The organism is Marinobacterium rhizophilum, assembly GCF_024397915.1.
In the GTDB taxonomy this organism is placed as follows: Bacteria; Pseudomonadota; Gammaproteobacteria; order Pseudomonadales; family Balneatricaceae; genus Marinobacterium_A; species Marinobacterium_A rhizophilum_A.
The window spans coordinates 3,289,232-3,307,482 of sequence record NZ_CP073347.1; the positions used below are offsets into that span (position 1 = coordinate 3,289,232).

At 61.0% G+C, this 18,251-nt stretch carries 13 protein-coding genes; 5 read left to right on the top strand and 8 right to left on the bottom strand.

Annotation, left to right across the window (positions count from 1 at the left end):
* Positions 1-224: 224 nt before the first annotated feature.
* From KDW95_RS14790 to KDW95_RS14800, 3 genes are all read left to right on the top strand, one after another.
* On the top strand, positions 225-1,334 hold the full coding sequence (locus KDW95_RS14790) for an ABC transporter ATP-binding protein (protein WP_255852586.1): 1,110 nt from the start codon (positions 225-227) through the stop codon (positions 1,332-1,334).
* 348 nt (positions 1,335-1,682) lie between these two features.
* The gene (locus tag KDW95_RS14795; protein WP_255852587.1) at positions 1,683-3,161 is read left to right on the top strand and encodes a mannitol dehydrogenase family protein; all 1,479 of its coding nucleotides are present in this window, start codon (positions 1,683-1,685) and stop codon (positions 3,159-3,161) included.
* Positions 3,162-3,311: 150 nt separating this feature from the next.
* Positions 3,312-5,081: a purine-cytosine permease family protein gene (locus KDW95_RS14800; RefSeq protein ID WP_255852588.1), complete on the top strand. Its 1,770-nt coding sequence runs from the start codon at positions 3,312-3,314 to the stop codon at positions 5,079-5,081.
* A gap of 86 nt (positions 5,082-5,167) precedes the next feature.
* Here KDW95_RS14800 and fba read toward each other — a convergent pair whose 3' ends face one another.
* The 4 genes from fba to tkt all read right to left on the bottom strand — a co-directional run bounded on the left by fba (position 5,168) and on the right by tkt (position 10,628).
* On the bottom strand, positions 5,168-6,232 hold the full coding sequence (gene fba / locus KDW95_RS14805; RefSeq protein ID WP_255852589.1) for a class II fructose-bisphosphate aldolase: 1,065 nt from the start codon (positions 6,230-6,232) through the stop codon (positions 5,168-5,170).
* Between the two features lie 125 nt (positions 6,233-6,357).
* Positions 6,358-7,521, bottom strand: a complete 1,164-nt coding sequence (locus KDW95_RS14810; RefSeq protein ID WP_255852590.1) for a phosphoglycerate kinase — start codon at positions 7,519-7,521, stop codon at positions 6,358-6,360.
* A gap of 43 nt (positions 7,522-7,564) precedes the next feature.
* Positions 7,565-8,584, bottom strand: coding sequence for a type I glyceraldehyde-3-phosphate dehydrogenase (locus tag KDW95_RS14815; RefSeq protein ID WP_255852591.1), 1,020 nt, complete (start codon positions 8,582-8,584; stop codon positions 7,565-7,567).
* Between the two features lie 49 nt (positions 8,585-8,633).
* The gene (gene tkt / locus KDW95_RS14820; protein ID WP_255852592.1) at positions 8,634-10,628 is read right to left on the bottom strand and encodes a transketolase; all 1,995 of its coding nucleotides are present in this window, start codon (positions 10,626-10,628) and stop codon (positions 8,634-8,636) included.
* A 291-nt stretch (positions 10,629-10,919) separates the two neighbouring features.
* On the opposite strand from tkt, the gene metK reads away from it, so the two are divergent.
* On the top strand, positions 10,920-12,110 hold the full coding sequence (gene metK / locus KDW95_RS14825; RefSeq protein ID WP_255852593.1) for a methionine adenosyltransferase: 1,191 nt from the start codon (positions 10,920-10,922) through the stop codon (positions 12,108-12,110).
* 315 nt (positions 12,111-12,425) lie between these two features.
* Here the strand turns inward: metK and KDW95_RS14830 are convergent, their stop codons facing one another.
* The 4 genes from KDW95_RS14830 to KDW95_RS14845 all read right to left on the bottom strand — a co-directional run bounded on the left by KDW95_RS14830 (position 12,426) and on the right by KDW95_RS14845 (position 17,141).
* Positions 12,426-13,511, bottom strand: a complete 1,086-nt coding sequence (locus KDW95_RS14830; RefSeq protein WP_255852594.1) for a BMP family ABC transporter substrate-binding protein — start codon at positions 13,509-13,511, stop codon at positions 12,426-12,428.
* Positions 13,512-13,580: 69 nt separating this feature from the next.
* Complete coding sequence (locus KDW95_RS14835) at positions 13,581-14,507, bottom strand: ABC transporter permease (RefSeq protein WP_255852595.1); 927 nt, start codon at positions 14,505-14,507, stop codon at positions 13,581-13,583.
* A 5-nt stretch (positions 14,508-14,512) separates the two neighbouring features.
* The gene (locus KDW95_RS14840) at positions 14,513-15,598 is read right to left on the bottom strand and encodes an ABC transporter permease (protein ID WP_255852596.1); all 1,086 of its coding nucleotides are present in this window, start codon (positions 15,596-15,598) and stop codon (positions 14,513-14,515) included.
* Positions 15,585-17,141: an ABC transporter ATP-binding protein gene (locus KDW95_RS14845; RefSeq protein ID WP_255852597.1), complete on the bottom strand. Its 1,557-nt coding sequence runs from the start codon at positions 17,139-17,141 to the stop codon at positions 15,585-15,587. Before KDW95_RS14845 ends, KDW95_RS14840 begins: the two co-directional genes overlap by 14 nt.
* A 354-nt stretch (positions 17,142-17,495) precedes the next feature.
* On the opposite strand from KDW95_RS14845, the gene KDW95_RS14850 reads away from it, so the two are divergent.
* Complete coding sequence (locus KDW95_RS14850) at positions 17,496-18,230, top strand: 16S rRNA (uracil(1498)-N(3))-methyltransferase (RefSeq protein WP_255852598.1); 735 nt, start codon at positions 17,496-17,498, stop codon at positions 18,228-18,230.
* The last annotated feature ends 21 nt before the right edge of the window (positions 18,231-18,251 follow it).

Below are 18,251 nucleotides of genomic sequence, written 5' to 3' on the forward strand. Positions count from 1 at the left end.
GAAAATACCGCGCAGGTCACGTGATGCATGGAGGCATCACCATTGACCGCAGGTCAATGCGAGCCCTTTAAAACCAAGGGATTTCGCAAAATTTCACCCGGTTTTCAAGGGCGAAAATTGAATAGGCAGGGACGCCTGTTTAATTGAAGGTTTAAAAACAACAACAGACTGATCAGCGCCGCCGTGACGACTCCGACGGCGCCGAGAAACACGAGGATTTTTCCATGTCTGACCTGACGATCCGCAACCTGAAAAAAAGCTTTGACGACGTCCACATCATCAAGGGCATCGACCTGGACATCAAGGATCACGAATTCGTGGTCTTCGTCGGCCCCTCTGGCTGCGGCAAATCGACCCTGCTGCGCCTGATCGCCGGCTTGGAAGAAGTCACCAGCGGCAGCATCCACCTGGATGAGCGCGAGATCACCGACGTGGCACCGGCCAAGCGCGACCTGGCCATGGTGTTCCAGTCCTACGCCCTGTACCCCCACATGAGCGTGCGCAAGAACATGTCCTTTGCACTGGATCTGGCCGGCGTCGACAAGAACGAAGTGCAGCGCAAGGTAGAAGACGCCGCCAAGGTACTGGAACTGGGCCCGCTGCTGGAACGCAAGCCCAAGGCCCTGTCCGGCGGTCAGCGCCAGCGTGTCGCCATCGGCCGCGCCATCGTGCGCAACCCCAAGGTGTTCCTGTTCGACGAGCCGCTGTCCAATCTCGATGCCGCGCTGCGCGTGCTGATGCGCCTGGAACTGGCGCGCCTGCACAAGGAACTCAACGCCACCATGATCTACGTCACCCACGACCAGGTCGAAGCCATGACCCTGGCCGACAAGGTGGTGGTCCTGAACGCCGGTCGCGTCGAACAGGTCGGCTCGCCGCTGGAGCTCTACCACCACCCGGTGAACCAGTTCGTGGCCGGCTTCATCGGCACGCCGAAAATGGCCTTCCTCAAGGGCACCGTCCAGACTGCCGGCAACGATGGCGTCAGCGTGGTGCTGGACTGCGGCCCGCAATACCAGCTGCCGCACCAGGCTACCGGCCTGAAGGCCGGCGACGAGATCACCCTGGGCATCCGGCCGGAACATATCGAGGTGGTCGACAAGGACGCCAGCCCGTTCAAGGTACGTCTGGATGTGACCGAGCACCTGGGTGCGGACACCTACTGCTACATCAACCTGCCCAATGGTGAAAGCCTCACCGTACGGGCGCCGGGGGACTTCAGCGGCGATTACGGCCAGGATGCGGGCCTGGCACCGGACCTGACCCAGGCGCACCTGTTCGACGCCACGGGCAAGACCATCCCGCGTCCGCGCACTCCCGCCCAGGCGGCCTGAGGCGCTGCCACCAGGCAGTATTAACCCGGGTTAATACATGAAACAGGGATGTTTCATCATTGGGCCTTCCATTTAAAAAGATGGCCCAATGCTAACCCCGTCTATTCACCCCCAAAGAATCCAGCGCGTACACGCACGTACGCCCATCCCTGAAGGGTGAAAAGAGCGGGGCGACTGGCAAATAGGGAAGGAACCTGTTTGCCAACCAGATTAGGAATCAGTTTGGCGCAAGCCACCCGCTGTGTCTGGTTCACCAGGCACAGCGGTTTTTTATCGTACCCAATGGATAGTCAATCACCCTGCAGGCCGGGTGAGCCACGGCTATCTGATCAACTATTGGTGATCCCTGTGAAACTCAACACTGCCACGCTTGCCCAGCTGGGCGCTACGATTACGTACCCCACCTACCCGCGCCATGCCTTGCGCCATGGTATCGTTCATATTGGCGTCGGCGGTTTTCATCGCGCCCATGAAGCCGTCTACACGGAACACTTCCTGCGCCTGACACAGGACCAGGAATGGGGTATTTGCGGCATCGGCCTGCGCGAGAATGACCGCGCCATGGGGCAGGTGCTGCAAAACCAGGATTACCTCTACAGCCTGATGGAACTGGGCCAGGCCGAACATCCCAGCGTACAGGTGATAGGCGCTATCAGCGATTTCCTGTTTGCCCCGGATAACCCGGCCGCCGTGCTGGAAAAGCTGGCGGCACCCGACACTCGCATCGTCTCGCTGACCATTACCGAAGGCGGCTACATGCTGGACGACCACAGCGGAGAGTTCGACTTTTCGCACCCCGATATCGTGCATGACCTGGCGCAGCCGGAGGCCCCCCGCAGCGTATTCGGCTACCTCAGCGCCGCCCTGGCAACACGACGGGCACGCAACCTGCCGGCCTTTACCCTGATGTCCTGCGATAACCTGCCGCACAATGGCGACAAGGCCCGCCACGCCCTGCTGAGTTTCGTTACACGCCAGAACCCGGAGCTGGCCCGCTGGATTGCCGACAATGCCAGCTTCCCCAACAGCATGGTGGATCGTATTACGCCGATCACCACCAGCGCCCACAAGGAGCTGCTGCGAAACCATGCAGGCATCGACGATGCCTGGCCGGTGGTTTGCGAGCCCTTTCTGCAGTGGGTCATGGAAGACGATTTCTGTAACGGCCGCCCCGCCTGGGAAAAGGTCGGCGTGCAATTTACCGCCGATGTCGCCCCCTACGAACGGATGAAAATGCGCCTGCTCAATGCCAGCCACTCGGCCATGAGCTACCTGGGCTACCTGGCGGGCTACCGCTACAGTCACGAAGTGATGCAGGATGGCCGCCTGAGCGGGTTTATCCGTACCTTCATGGATCAGGATGTCACCCCGACGCTCGGCACGATCGAAGGCATCAGCCTGGAGCAGTACAAGGACACCCTGATTGAACGCTTCGCCAACCCCCGCATTGGCGACCAGCTGGCCCGCCTGTGCATGGACGGCTCCAGCAAGATTCCCAAATTCATTCTGGGAACGCTGGAAGAACGCCTTGAAGCCGGCGCCCCCGTGCACCGCTTTGCGCTGGTCCTGGCGGGCTGGGCGCTCTACCTGCATGAAGCCGAGGCTCCGAACGCGGACTACAAGGTCGAGGATCCGCTGGCGGAATTGCTGCTGTCGGCCTGCGCCCAGCGGGACGGGCTCAGCATGCGCTTCCTGGGTCTGGAAGATATCTTCGGTCCCGATCTGCAGGCTTGCCCCGGGCTGGTCAGTGCCTTCGAGTCCGCGCTGCACCACCTGGAAACGCAGGGCGTGGCCCTGACCCTGGCGGGACTCGACCAGGTCGCCTGACCCGCGGCCCGATTCCCGCACGCACCGCGCCAGCCCAGAGGGCTGGCGCTTCAGTGTTACACCCAATGTTAAACACGCACTCGCAGCCTGCGCCGGTATCGGACGCGGGTGGCCTTTTTTCAAGTGACACCAGCAACAAGAAGCAACCGCATGAACATGAAAACCGCACAGCCGACGGTAGATTTCGGCGCTACCGATGCAGAGCAACTGCCCGTCCCGGCCCACAAGCTTCACGGCTGGAAGCACTTTCTGGGCCTCTACGCCGGCGAACACGTTGCCGCCACCGAGTTCGTCATCGGCGCGACCTTCGTGGCGCTGGGCGCCAAGACCATGGATATTCTGCTGGGCTTGCTGATTGGCAATATCCTGGCGCTGTTGAGCTGGACCCTGATTACCGCCCCCATCGCCGTTGAAACGCGGCTCAGCCTCTATACCTACCTGCACAAGATTGCCGGTGGCACGATGACAAAACTGTATAACTGGGCGAACGTCATTATTTTTACCGTGATATCGGCGGCGATGATAACGGTGTCAGCAACCGCGGTACGGTTTTTATTCGATATCCCGGCACAGCTGGACTGGCATCCGACCAACCCCTGGTTTGTCATGATTGTGCTGGCCGTTGGAGCCATCGTGGTCCTGGTTGCGATGTACGGCTTCAATGCCCTGTCCGAGTTCTCGAGCATTTGCGCACCCTGGCTGTTTATCATGTTTACCGCCGGTGCTCTCATAATGCTGCCCCCGCTGGCCGAGTCGGTGCTTGGACAGACCTCTCTGAATAGCTGGCAGGATTTTATTGAAATAGGCAGCCAATCCATATGGACCGGTCTGAATGCTGAGGGCGAGCCGGGCATCGGCCTGATGGAAGTGATAGGCTTCGCCTGGGCGGCCAACACCCTGACCCATTTCGGCCTGATTGATATGGCCTTGTTTCGGTTTGCCAAGAAGAGGTCATACGGTCTGTGCACCAGCTCCGGCATGCTGTTCGGACACTATATCGCCTGGATTGCCGCGGGCATCATGGGGGCCGGTACCGCCGTGATCCTGAAAACCTCGATTGCGACGCTTGATCCCGGTGATGTGGCTTTCCATGCGCTCGGTTTGTCAGGGTTCGTCATTGTGATCGTTGCCGGCTGGACCACGGCCAACGCCAACCTTTACCGCGCCGGCCTCGCCGCCCAGGCAATCTTTCAGGATAAATCACGCCAGAGAACGACACTGGCAGTCGGCCTCGTGACCGTAATCATCGCCTGTTTCCCCTTTGTTTATAACAATATGCTGCCATTGCTGACCTATGCCGGCCTGCTGGTTGTCCCTGTTGGCGCCATCGTTTGCGCCGAGCATTTTGTTTTCCCCCGTGTTGGCCTGACCCGCTACTGGGTCACCTTCCGCAAACTTGACCACAGCACACCCGCGATTGCATCCTGGGGAGCAGGCTTGGTCTTTGGCTTCGGCCTTAATGCGCTGGACGTCATGTCGTTTTACTATTTGTTCATTCCGACCTGGATCTTCACAATCCTGGTGTATACGCTGATGGCCAGCAAATACGGCGCAGGCAAAGAGTACCCGGAAGAGGAAGCCGCAATGCAGGCCTATCACCGGGAAGTCGAGGCGTACCACCAGGCGCAGGAGCGGGAGCTGGCGAGTACTGGCACCGTGCAGCTCGATGAAACTACGACCCTGTCGAGGTGGCTGATTTGGGTGTCTCGCGCAAGTCTGGTGATTACCTTTGTGCTGGCGTGCAATACTCTGTTCCGCAGCCCGGACATGGTCGCCTATGAAGTCAACCGCGAGCTTTTCAACAACGTCGGCTTCATCTGCACCCTGCTATATTTCACATGCGCCTACTGGGCGATGAAACGACGCAAGGCCCTGACACAGGCGCCAAGTCCGTGCAAAGCCGCAGTTAGTGCTGCGTAAAGGAAAGAAACTGAGCCGGCCTTCAACAGGCCGGTAGACGCAAAAAGGCGACCCGAGGGTCGCCTTTTTTCGGTGCCGCAAATGGCTTAGTTCACCCTGGCATTCAGCTCGCCGCGATCGTAGCGGGTTGCCATGTCTTCCAGCGAAATCGCGCGCAGCTTGCTGGCATTGCCGGCGGTGCCGAAGGCTTCGAAGCGGGCTTCGCAGATCTCGCTCATGGCCGTCATGGTGGCCTTGAGGAATTTGCGCGGATCGAACTCGGACGGGTTCTGCGCCAGGAATCGGCGCACCGCGCCGGTGGACGCCAGGCGCAGATCGGTATCGATGTTGACCTTGCGCACGCCGTACTTGATGCCTTCAACGATCTGCTCAACCGGCACGCCGTAGGTTTCCGGAATCTCGCCACCGAACTCGTTGATCACCGCCAGCCATTCCTGGGGCACGGAGGAGGAACCGTGCATGACCAGGTGGGTACCCGGGATACGCTGATGGATCGCCTTGATGCGATCGATCGCCAGGATATCGCCGGTGGGCGGACGGCTGAACTTGTAGGCACCGTGGGAAGTACCGCAGGCAATGGCCAGGGCATCGACATTGGTCTTGGAGACGAAGTCTGCCGCCTCATCCGGGTCGGTCAGCATCTGGTCGTGGGTCAGGATGCCTTCGGCGCCGATGCCGTCTTCTTCACCGGCCTGTCCGGTTTCCAGCGAACCCAGGCAGCCGAGTTCACCCTCAACCGACACGCCGCAGGCGTGGGCCATTTCAACGGTACGACGGGTTACATCGACATTGTATTCGTAGCTGGTCGGCGTTTTGCCGTCTTCGCCCAGGGAGCCGTCCATCATGACAGACGAAAAGCCCATGGCGATGGAACGCTGGCATACGGCCGGCGAGGTGCCGTGGTCCTGGTGCATGCACACCGGGATATGCGGAAATTCTTCGATAGCGGCCAGAATCATGTGACGCAGGAAGTTGGAGCCCGCGTACTTGCGGGCACCGGCAGAGGCCTGCACGATCACCGGAGAGTCGGTCTTGGCAGCCGCTTCCATGATGGCGCGCATCTGTTCCAGGTTGTTGACGTTAAAGGCCGGAATGCCGTAGCCGGTTTCCGCGGCATGGTCCAGCAGCTGACGCATGGAGATGAGAGCCATTAGGTCACCCTTCGTATCAGTTCAGAGGGCCGCCGCACCTGGCAGCAACCCGGATTCAGTTCAGTTCCCGGCCTGCACCGGGTCGAGGGCCGATACAGCAGTGTATCAGTCCGCTCAATTCAGAGTTAACTCAGACGCGATTCCAGCATCGCCACGGCCGGCAGTACCTTGCCTTCGACAAACTCGAGGAAAGCACCGCCACCGGTGGAGATGTAGGATACCTGATCGGCGATACCGTACTTGTCCACCGCCGCCAGGGTGTCGCCACCGCCGGCAATGGAAAAGCCCTGGCTGGCCGCAATCGCCAGTGACAGGGTCTTGGTGCCCTCACCGAACTGGTCGAATTCGAACACGCCCACCGGACCGTTCCAGATAATGGTGCCGGCGCTTTTCAGCAGTTCGGCCAGCGCCGCCGCAGACTGCGGGCCTATGTCCAGGATCATGTCGTCGGCAGCCACATCGTCCACCAGCTTGACCGTCGCCGTGGCGGTTTCGGCAAACTCGGTCGCCACCACCACATCCACCGGCAGGGGAATGGACACCCGTTCCATCAGCGCCTTGGCCACCGGGATCAGGTCGTGCTCGCACAGCGACTTGCCCACCGGCTTGCCGGCCGCCGCCAGGAAGGTGTTGGCGATGCCGCCGCCAACGATCAGCTGATCGACCTTGTCGGACAGCGAGTTCAGCACTTCCAGCTTGGTGGACACCTTGGAGCCGCCAACGATCGCCGCCAGCGGACGTGCAGGGCTCAGCAGTGCCTTGCCCAGCGCGTCCAGCTCACCGGCCAGCAACGGGCCGGCACAGGCCTGTGCGGCAAAGCGGGCAACGCCGTGGGTCGATGCCTGGGCGCGGTGCGCGGTGCCGAAGGCATCCATGACATAGACATCGCACAGTGCCGCCATCTGGCGGGACAGGGCTTCGTCATCCTTCTTTTCACCGGCATTAAAGCGCACGTTTTCCAGCAGTACCAGCTCGCCTTCGCCAACGCTGAAGCCGCCCTGGGTCCAGTCCCTGATCAGCGGTACCTCGCGACCGAGCAGCTTGCCCAGGTGCGCGGCAACCGGCGCCAGGGAGTACTGTTCGTCGTACTCGCCCTCGGTCGGACGCCCCAGGTGAGACATCACCATGACCCTGGCACCGGCCTTGAGCGCGAGCTCCAGGGTCGGCAGGGCCGCACGGATACGTGCATCCGACGTGACCTGGCCATCCTTGACCGGCACATTGAGATCTTCTCTGATCAGGACCCGCTTAGCGGCCAGATCAAGCTCCGTCATTTTCAGTACGCTCATTGAGTGTCCTACCTGTGCTTGTGAAATAAAAACTGTAAGCCCGCTAGTCCCGGCAATTGAGCCAGTGACGCGCCACATCCAGCATGCGATTGGCAAAGCCCCATTCGTTGTCGAACCAGCACAACATCTTCAGCATGGTGCCACCGCTCACCCGGGTCTGGGTGGCATCGAACACGCCGGAGCGCGGGTCGCGATTGAAGTCCACCGAGGCATGAGGCTCATTGGTATAGCCCAGCAGCCCCTGCAAAGTGCCATTGGCACTGGCACGCATCAGGGCGTTGACCTCCTCGACCGAGGTTTCGCGACGCACATTGATGGTCAGGTCCATGGCCGACACGTTGATGGTTGGCACCCGCAGGTGCAAACACTCAAAGCGCCCGGCCAGGTGAGGCAGCAGGCGATCAATACCGCGCCCCAGCCCCGTATCCACCGGGATAATCGACTGCAGCGCGCTGCGCGTCAGGCGCAGATCCGTTTGATGGTAGCTGTCAATCACCGGCTGATCGTTCATGGCCGAGTGAATGGTGGTGGTAACCCCGTTCACGATGCCGAATTCGCGATCCAGCAGATCCAGCACCGGCACCACGCAGTTGGTGGTACAGGAAGCCGCCGACACTATCGTCTGGGAGGCCTGCAGCAACTGCTGATTCAGTCCGTAAACGATGGTGGCATCCACCTCCGCCGTGGCCGGCTGTGAAAACAGCAGCCGGCCTGCGCCCTTGGCCAGGTGCAGCTCGGCATTGTGGCGATCCTTGAAGGCACCGGAACACTCCAGCACCAGGTCCACCTTGAGCTCGCGCCAGGGCAGGTTGCGCGGATCCGGCTCGTTCAGCACCCGAATGCGGTCGCCATCGATCAGCAGGTCATTACCGTCATGGGAAACCGGTAACGGAAAGCGCCCGTGGGTGGTGTCGTAGCGCGTCAGGTAGCTGACCGTTTCGATATCCGCCAACTCGTTGAGCGCCACCACCTCGAAATCACGACGAAAGCCGCACTCGTAGATGGCGCGCAGTACACACTGCCCGATGCGGCCATAACCATTGATTGCAACGCGATACTTCATCGACATACAACGCCAAAGGCAAGGCCGGCAAAAGCCGGCCCTGTCGCGATTAAAGAACGGATTTTACGGTGTCGACGACGTTCTCGACGGTAAAGCCGAAGTGCTTGAACAGCTCGCCGGCCGGGGCCGATTCACCGAAGCTGCGCATGCCGACGATAGCGCCGTTCAGGCCCACGTACTTGTACCAGTAGTCGGCCTGGGCCGCTTCAACGGCGACACGGGCGCTGACCTGGGCCGGCAGCACCGACTCGCGGTAAGCCGCATCCTGGGCTTCAAAGCGATCGGTGGAGGGCATGGACACCACGCGCACCTGCTTGCCTTCCTTGCTCAGGACCTCGGCGGCATCCATTGCCAGACCGATTTCGGAACCGGTGGCAATCAGGATGGCGTCCGGCTGGCCGGCACAGTCACGCAGGATGTAGCCACCCTTGGCGACATTGGCCAGCTGTTCGGCGCTGCGCGCCTGGTGCGGCAGGTTCTGACGCGAGAAAATCAGCGCGCTCGGACCATCGGTACGCTCCAGCGCACATTTCCAGGCCACCGCGGACTCAACCGCGTCACAGGGGCGCCACAGGCTCATGTTGGGGGTGTGGCGCAGGTTGGAGATCTGCTCCACCGGCTGGTGCGTCGGGCCATCTTCACCCAGACCAATGGAGTCGTGGGTATAGACATGGATCGCACGCTGTTTCATCAGGGCCGCCATGCGCAATGCATTGCGGGCATATTCCATGAACACCAGGAAAGTGGCACCGTAAGGAATAAAGCCGCCGTGCAGGGCCAGGCCGTTCATGATGGCGGACATGCCGAACTCGCGCACGCCGTAGAACAGGTAATTGCCGCTGGCATCCTGGCGGGTCACCCCCTTGGCACCGGACCAGAGGGTCAGGTTGGAACCGGCCAGGTCCGCCGAGCCGCCGAGCAGCTCCGGCAGCATCGGGCCAAAGGCATTAAGGGCATTCTGGGACGCCTTGCGCGACGCAATGGTGTCACCCTTGTCAGCCACTTCCTGAATCCAGGCGTCAGCTTTCTCGGCGAAGTCTGCCGGCAGCTCACCGCTGATACGGCGCAGCAGCTGGTCGGCCAGTTCCGGGAATTCGGCACGGTAGGCCGCGAAACGGGCATTCCACTCGTTTTCGGCACGGTTGCCGGCCTCGCGGGCATCCCAGTCGTCGTAGATGTCCTGCGGCACTTCGAACGGGCCGTGTTCCCAGCCCAGGCGGGCGCGGGTCAGGGCGATTTCGTCGTCACCCAGCGGCGCGCCGTGACAGTCTTCCTTGCCTTCCTTGTTGGGCGAGCCAAAACCGATGATGGTCTTGCAGCAGATCAGGGTCGGCTGATCGCTGTTGGCCTGGGCCTGTTCGATGGCGGCACGGATCTGATCGGGGTCGTGACCATCGACACCGGCGATCACCTGCCAGCCGTAGGACTCGAAACGCTTGGGCGTATCATCGGTAAACCAGCCTTCCACTTCACCGTCGATGGAGATGCCGTTGTCATCCCAGAACGCGATCAGTTTGCCGAGTCCCAGGGTACCCGCCAGGGCGCAGGACTCGTGGGAGATACCTTCCATCATGCAGCCGTCACCCATGAAGGCATAGGTGTAGTGGTCGATGATGTCGTGACCGTCGCGGTTGAACTGCGCCGCCAGGGTTTTCTCGGCGATGGCGAAACCCACGGCATTGGAGATACCCTGACCCAGCGGGCCGGTGGTGGTTTCAACGCCCGGGCAGTAGCCGTATTCGGGGTGACCGGCGGTCTTGGAATGCAGCTGACGGAAGTTCTTGATGTCCTCGATGCTGACATCGTAGCCGCTCAGGTGCAGCAGCGAGTAAACCAGCATGGAACCGTGGCCGTTAGACAGCACGAAACGGTCGCGGTCGAACCACTGCGGGTTGGTCGGGTTATGATTCAGAAAATCGTTCCAAAGCACTTCGGCGATATCCGCCATGCCCATGGGCGCTCCGGGGTGGCCGGACTTCGCTTTCTGGACCGCGTCCATACTCAGCGCACGAATGGCGTTGGCAAGTTCTCTGCGAGAGGACATTAAAACAACTCCTGGGATTTTGACCCGAACAAGTAAGAGTGTGGAAGACTGAAAATTTGAAAGGCGTAATTTTCGCTTAGTTGCCCTTGCGCATCAAACAAGAATCGATCTTTTTTGCACCTGAATGAGGCGAATTCATCTGCAAACTGGAAAAATTCATTAAAAACGCCGGCATTCGTCATGCATTTTGCATCCATCGCCGGTAAAATGCGCGCAATCATGAAATTGCCTGGCCGGTCTGGCACAGGCTTCTTTTAGTTATACCCCCTGAAAAGAGGATGCATAGCGCAGATGAGCGAATACGGCTTGTTCACTTCCGAATCCGTGTCTGAAGGCCATCCGGACAAGATTGCGGATCAGATTTCCGACGCAGTACTTGATGCCATCATTGCCGAAGACAAGTACGCCCGTGTGGCCTGCGAAACCATGGTCAAGACCGGTGTTGCCATCGTGTCCGGCGAGATCAGCACCAATGCCTGGATCGACCTGGAAAAACTCGTCCGTGACGTCATCTGCAAGATCGGCTACACCTCCTCCGATGTCGGCTACGACGGCGAAACCTGCGGCGTTCTGAACATCATCGGCAAGCAGTCCATCGATATCGCCCAGGGCGTTGACCGCTCCCGCCCCGAAGATCAGGGCGCCGGCGACCAGGGACTGATGTTCGGCTACGCCTCCAACGACACCGACGTGCTGATGCCGGCACCGATTACCTACGCCCACCGCCTGGTCGAGCGCCAGGCCGAAGCACGTCGCTCAGGGCTGCTGCCCTGGCTGCGTCCGGATGCCAAATCCCAGGTCACCTTCCGTTACGAAAACGGCAAGCCCTGCGGTATCGATGCCGTGGTACTGTCCACCCAGCACAACCCGGAAGTTCACCAGGCAGACCTGCGTGAAGCCGTGATGGAACTTATCATCAAGCATGTCCTGCCGGCCGAGTGGATCAGCAAGGACACCAAGTTCCACATCAACCCGACCGGCAAGTTTGTTATCGGCGGCCCGGTGGGCGACTGTGGCCTGACCGGCCGCAAGATCATCGTCGATACCTACGGCGGCATGGCCCGTCACGGTGGCGGCGCCTTCTCCGGCAAGGACCCGTCCAAGGTTGACCGTTCCGCCGCCTACGCCGGCCGCTACGTTGCCAAGAACATCGTTGCTGCAGGCCTGGCCGATCGCTGCGAGATCCAGGTGTCCTACGCCATCGGCGTGGCCGAGCCGACCTCCGTTGCCATCAACACCTTTGGCACCGGCAAGGTTTCCGACGAGAAGATCATCCAGCTGGTGAACGCGCACTTCGACCTGCGTCCCTTCGCCATCACCCGCATGCTCGACCTGTTGCACCCGATGTACCTGGCCACCGCGGCCTACGGTCACTTCGGCCGCAACCCCTACGAAATGACGGTGGGTGACGATACCTTCACCGCCTTCACCTGGGAGCGTACCGACAAGGCCGAGGCGCTGCGCGCCGACGCAGGCCTCTGACAGGGGCGCTGACTTCGAAAAAGGGGCTGCCACCGGCAGCCCCTTTTTTGTACAGGGATGTATTTATCCTGCGGGTACAGGAGGTACGAGAGCAGGGTTTATGTTCAGGACGAACGGTCCCTGGAAACCGCTCCTGCGTTTACAGGATTTACGCCATCCCTGGCGGTTACAGGCTTTTGCTCCTGCAAAGTCTGCATGCCCGCCATCCCTGGCGGTTACAGGCTTTTGCTCCTGCAAAGTCTGCATGCCCGCCGTCCCTGGCGGTTCCCTTAAAAACTGCTCCTGCGTTTTAAGGATGCCCGCCATCCCTGGCGGTTATTTCGGGAGTTCGCCTTCCACACCTTCCACGTAGTAGCCCATGGAAAGCAGCTCCTTGTCGGCCAGCACTTCACCTTCTGCCGCCATTAGGTCACCTGCCTGGTTTTTCACAGGTCCGGCGAAGGGGTGCAAAGCGCCATCGATAATCTGCTGCTTGAGGCCCGTCACCAGCTCTTGCACATCCGCCGGTACCGCATCGCTCATGGGCGCCAGGTCCACATAGCCTGCTGCCAGCCCCTGCCAGACATCCTCGGCTTTCCAGCTGCCATCAATCACGGCGCGCGCCTTGGCTTCGTACAGCGGCCCCCAGTTGAACACGGCTGCACTCAGGTGCGCCTTCTTGCCGTAGAGCGACATGTCGGAGTTGTAACCGAAGGCATAAACACCCTTGGCTTCTGCCGCCTGGATCGGGCCGGCTGAATCGGTGTGCTGACTGATCACGTCCGCGCCCTGCAGAATCAGGCTCTCGGCCGCTTCCAGCTCCTTCGCCGGGTCATACCAGGAACTCACCCAGACCACCTTGACGGTGGCATCGGGGTTAACGCTGCGCAGCCCCTGGGTAAAGGCATTGATGCCGCGCACGACTTCCGGGATCGGGAATGAACCGACGTAACCCACCACGTTGCTCTTGGTCATCTTGCCGGCGATCACGCCGGTGAGGTAGCGCGACTCATAGATGCGCCCCATGTAGGTACCGACGTTGGCGGAACGCTTGTAACCGGTGGCATGCTCAAAGGCGACCTTGGGAAACTGCTTGGCCACCTTCAGGGTCGGGTTCATGTAGCCAAAGGAGGTGGTAAAAATCAGCTCATTGCCGCTCTTGGCGAGCTGGCGAATAACCCGCTCGGAGTCCGCGCCCTCCGCGACGTTCTCGACGTAGGTCGAGGTCACCTGATCTCCGAGTTTTTCCTCCATGTACTTGCGCCCCTTGTCATGGGCATAGGTATAGCCGGCATCGCCGGTGGGGCCGATATAGACAAAACCGACCTTTAGCGGGTCCTGCGCCAGCGCGGCACCGGATATCGCCGTTGCCAGCAACGCCACCGACGCGGCACGGACCAAAGCTCCCAATTGCATTGCCATAGAATCCACTCTCCTGCTGTTATCAGCGTTTGTTTCCCAACGGTTGTCGGTTGAAGTTGCGCACATTGGTTACTGGGTACGATGGAACGGCTTGCCCAGTGACACCGGAGCATAGAGCCGAACCCGTGCCTTGTTGCTCGACAGCAACACCAGCACCAGGATGGTTACTACATAGGGCAGCATGGCCAGCAGGTTGGACGAAATGCTGACGCCCATGCCCTGCACGATCAGATGCAAAATACTGGCCAGGCCAAACAGGTAGGCGCCGAACATCACGCGCTCGGCGCGCCAGCTGGCAAACACCACCAGCGCCAGCGCGATCCAGCCACGCCCGGCGGTCATGCCTTCGGCCCAGAGCGGAGTATAAGCCAGGGAAAGATAACCACCGGCCAGGCCCGCCATGGCCCCGCCGAACAGTACCGCCAGGTAACGCACCCGCATCACCGGCAACCCCACCGCCGTGGCGGACTCCGGCGTTTCGCCGATGGCCTTGAGCATCAGGCCGGCCCGGGTACTGCGCAGGAACCAGATGACGCCGGCAAAGAGGCCAAAGGACAGGTAGACCAGCAGGTCATGGTTGAACAGCAGCGGCCCCAGCAGCGGTATATCACTTAAAAACGGAATCGGCAGTGCCTTGAAGCCCTGCAGGGTCTGGCCGACAAAGCTCTCGCCGACAAAGGCGCTGAGCCCCGTACCCAGAATGGTCAGGGCCAGGCCTGTGGCCACCTGGGTGGCGCTCAGGCCCAGCGCGATGACACCAAACAGCAGCGCCATCAGGCAGCCAGCCAGTATCGCCGCCAGAACCCCCAGCAACAGGCTGCCCGTCGTCAGTGCGACGATAAAGCCACAGACAGCACCCACCAGCATCATGCCTTCCTGTCCCAGGTTCAGCACCCCGGAGCGCTCACACACCAGCTCGCCCAGCGCCACGATCAGCAGCGGCGTACCGGTGCGGATCATGGCGTAGAGCACGTTGATCACAAAATCCATATCCATATCGGTCAGGCTCCCCGGGAAGCCGGTGCAGTAATGCGGCCTCCCATACGAATGCGGTAGTGAATCAGGAAGTCGCAGGCCAGCAGATAGAGCAGCAGCATGCCCTGAAAGAGGCCGGTCAGCGCCTGGGGCAGACCCAGTTCGATCTGCACCATTTCACCGCCCATGTAGACCAGCGCCATCAGCAGGCTGGCCAGCAGTATACCCAGCGGGTGCAAGCGTCCCAGGAAGGCGACAATGATGGCCGCGTAACCGTAACCGGGAGACACCTGGGGCACCAGCTGCCCAATGGGGCCGGTCACTTCCAGTACCCCGGCCAGCCCCGCCAGGCCACCGCACAGCACCAGGACAAAGATCACCAGTTTTTTCTCGTGAAAGCCGGCATAGTGGGCCGCCCGCGCATCCAGCCCCAGCACGCGGATCTGAAAGCCAATAAAGCTGCGACTGAGCAGCACCCAGACCACCGCCACCGCCAGCAGCGCGAACAGTACGCCGATATGCACCCGTGTACCCTCCAGCAGGGTTGGCAACAGGGTCGACTCGGAAAACAGCGCTGACTCCGGAAAGTTGTATCCCTGCGGGTCTTTCAGCGGCCCATGTACCCCATACAGCAGCACATTGAGGGCGATGTAGTTGAGCATGATGGTGGTGAGAATTTCGTTGGTATTGAAATGGGTCCGCAGCAGCGCCGGCAACAGCCCCCAGAACATGCCGCCAAGCGCACCGGCCAGCAACACCAGCGGCAGCACCCAGGCGCCTTCTGTTTCGAGAAACTGCAGCGCCGCCCAGCTGCCGATCAGGGCACCGAACAGCAGCTGCCCCTCGGCGCCGATGTTCCACACCTTGGCGCGATAGCACAGCGCCAGCCCCATGGCGCAGAGCAGAATCGGTGCCGCCTTGACCCCCAGTTCCGACAGACCATAGAGGTCACTGAGCGGCAGGATAAAGAATGCATGCAGCCCCACCAGCGGGCTCTGCCCCAGTAGCCAAAACAGCAGCGCACCCGAAACCAGTGTCAGTACCGCCGCCAGCACGGGGGACAAGTACCCCATCAGGCGGGACTCGACCGGTCGTTTTTCAACCCGGAACATGGGCACTCTCCTTTACCGGAGCACTGTCAAAGTGACCCGCCATCCATTGACCCACCTCATCGATGCTGGTGTCACGCACCGCCTTGAGCGGCGACAGCTCGCCATGGCAGATGGCGCAAATTCGATCGGAAATTTCAAACAGCTCGTCGATATCCTCAGACACGATCAGGATGGCCGTGCCGGCATCGCGCAGCTCGATCAGCGCCTTGTGGATCGCCACTGCCGCACCGATATCCACCCCCCAGGTGGGATGGGCCGCCAGCAGCAATGCGGGATTCTGGCGGATTTCGCGGCCGATAATAAATTTCTGCAGGTTACCGCCCGAAAGGCTTTGCGCCGTGGCACCGATGCCGGCGCACTTGACCCTGAAGTCCTCGACAATGCGCTGCGCAAAGGCCCGGGTCCTGCCCCAGTCGACAAAGCCGTTTTTCACCAGGCCGGCGCCAAAGGCCGTCAGCAGGCCATTTTCCGACAGGCTCATGTCCGGCACGGCGCCACGTCCCAGGCGCTCCTCCGGCACAAAGGCCAGCCCCTGCCTGCGCCGCTGCAACGGCGGCAACAGGGCGATACGCCCGGCCGGCACACTGATCTGGCCGGCATCATCCGCCAGCCGTTCGCCACTGAGTGCGGCCAGCAGCTCGTCCTGACCATTGCCAGCCACACCGGCAATACCGACGATCTCGCCCCTGCGCACCCGCAGATTGATATTTTTCAGCCGGGTACCGAACGGATCCGGGCTGTCCAGTGACAGCTTATTGATGACCAGAAAGTCCTCGCCGCCCTCGCGTTTTTCATAGGTGGTGCTGATCGGCGTATCTTCCCCCACCATCATGCGGGCTATGCTCTGGGCGCTTTCATCGGCCGGCTTGCACTCGCCGGTAACCCGCCCACCGCGCAGGATGGTGGCGTTGTGACAGAGCGCGCGTACCTCGTTCAGCTTGTGACTGATAAACAGAATGCAGCAGCCTTCTGCCGCCAGCTGGTTCAGCGTCTGGAACAGCCCATCCACTTCCTGGGGGGTCAGCACCGAGGTGGGCTCATCCAGTATCAGCAGCTGGATATCCTGGATCAGGCAGCGCACGATCTCGACGCGCTGGCGCGCGCCGATGGACAGCGAGTGCACCAGCCGATCCGGCTCCAGCGCCATGCCGTAACGCTCGGATACCTCCCGTATGCGGCGTCCCAGCGCCTTGAGATCGCGGGCTTCATGGGCCGGCAGACTGAGGGCAATGTTTTCAGTCACGCTCAGGGTCTCGAACAGCGCAAAGTGCTGGAACACCATGCCAATCCCCATCGCCCGTGCCTGGGCGGGATCGGCAATATCCACAGGCAGGCCCTGCCAGTAAATTGTGCCCTCATCGGGCCGCATCACGCCGTAAATCATTTTCATCAGCGTGCTTTTGCCGGCGCCGTTTTCCCCCAGCATGGCGTGAATCTCCCCCGGATACAGCTCCAGGCAAACCCGGTCATTGGCCAATACACCGGGGAAGCGCTTGCTGATATTACGCAGGGACAGCCTGGGCTGTGGTTGTGCTGTCGTCATAACGTCCTTCCATGATGGAAATACCGGGTGGCGCGCACTGAGAATAGCCCATGCGCTGACCCCGCGCCCCAAGCTCTCAGCTGCTCGCCCTCTGAGTACAGCAACCGCCGTGCCACTCTATGCCTGCACCGGCCTATTATAGGGGTGCCGCCTGCCCTGACCGGGATGAAAGCCTGTTACGTTCTGACTATTTAGTCAACTTCAAACACAACTTCCGGCCAAAATTCGCCCGCACTGCCAGAGCACGGCACCGCCTTGCCTGCACCCAGACAGTGCCCCGTGCTCACAAGTGGGCAGCACCGGTGACACCTTATGGCATAATGCCGGTTTTCCATGTCCACGGAGCCCTGCCGGATGCGTATTCCGCGCTGCTATGAACCCCAGCCCATGAACCCCGGTGACAGCCTGATGCTGGGCGACAACAACGTGCAGCACCTGGCGCGCACACTGCGCATGCGCGCCGGTGATCAGGTTCTGCTGTTTAACGGTGATGGCCAGGAGTTTCACGCCACCGCGCTTGAAGTCGACAAGCGCAGCATGCAGGTGCGTATCGACAGCGGTGAAGCCCCCAAACGGGACAGCGCGCTGCAGATCCACATTGGCCAGAGCCTGTCGCGGGGCGAGCGCATGGACTATGCCGTGCAAAAGGCCACGGAGCTCGGCATGGCGCGCATGACACCGCTGTTCTCCGAACGCTGCGAAGTCAAACTCAACAGCGAGCGCCAGGACAAGCGCCTGCGTCACTGGCAGCAGGTGGCCATCAGTGCCTGTGAACAAAGCCTGCGTTGCACTGTGCCGCAGCTGGATGCACCTGAGCCCCTGGATCACTGGGTACGCAGCGTCGAGGCGGATCTCAAGCTGGTGCTGCATCACCACAGCGCGACACCCCTGGGCGATCTCCCGCGTCCCGGTTCCATTGCCTTGCTCATTGGCCCGGAGGGTGGCCTGACCGAGGCGGAAGTTCAGCTCGCCATGGCGAGCGGCTTTCGGCCGGTAGCCCTGGGACCGCGGGTACTGCGCACCGAAACCGCTCCGGTGGTCGCCCAGGCGATTCTGCAAAGCCACTGGGGTGATCTGGCCGGCAACTGACCAGGCCTGCCAGCACCAGTT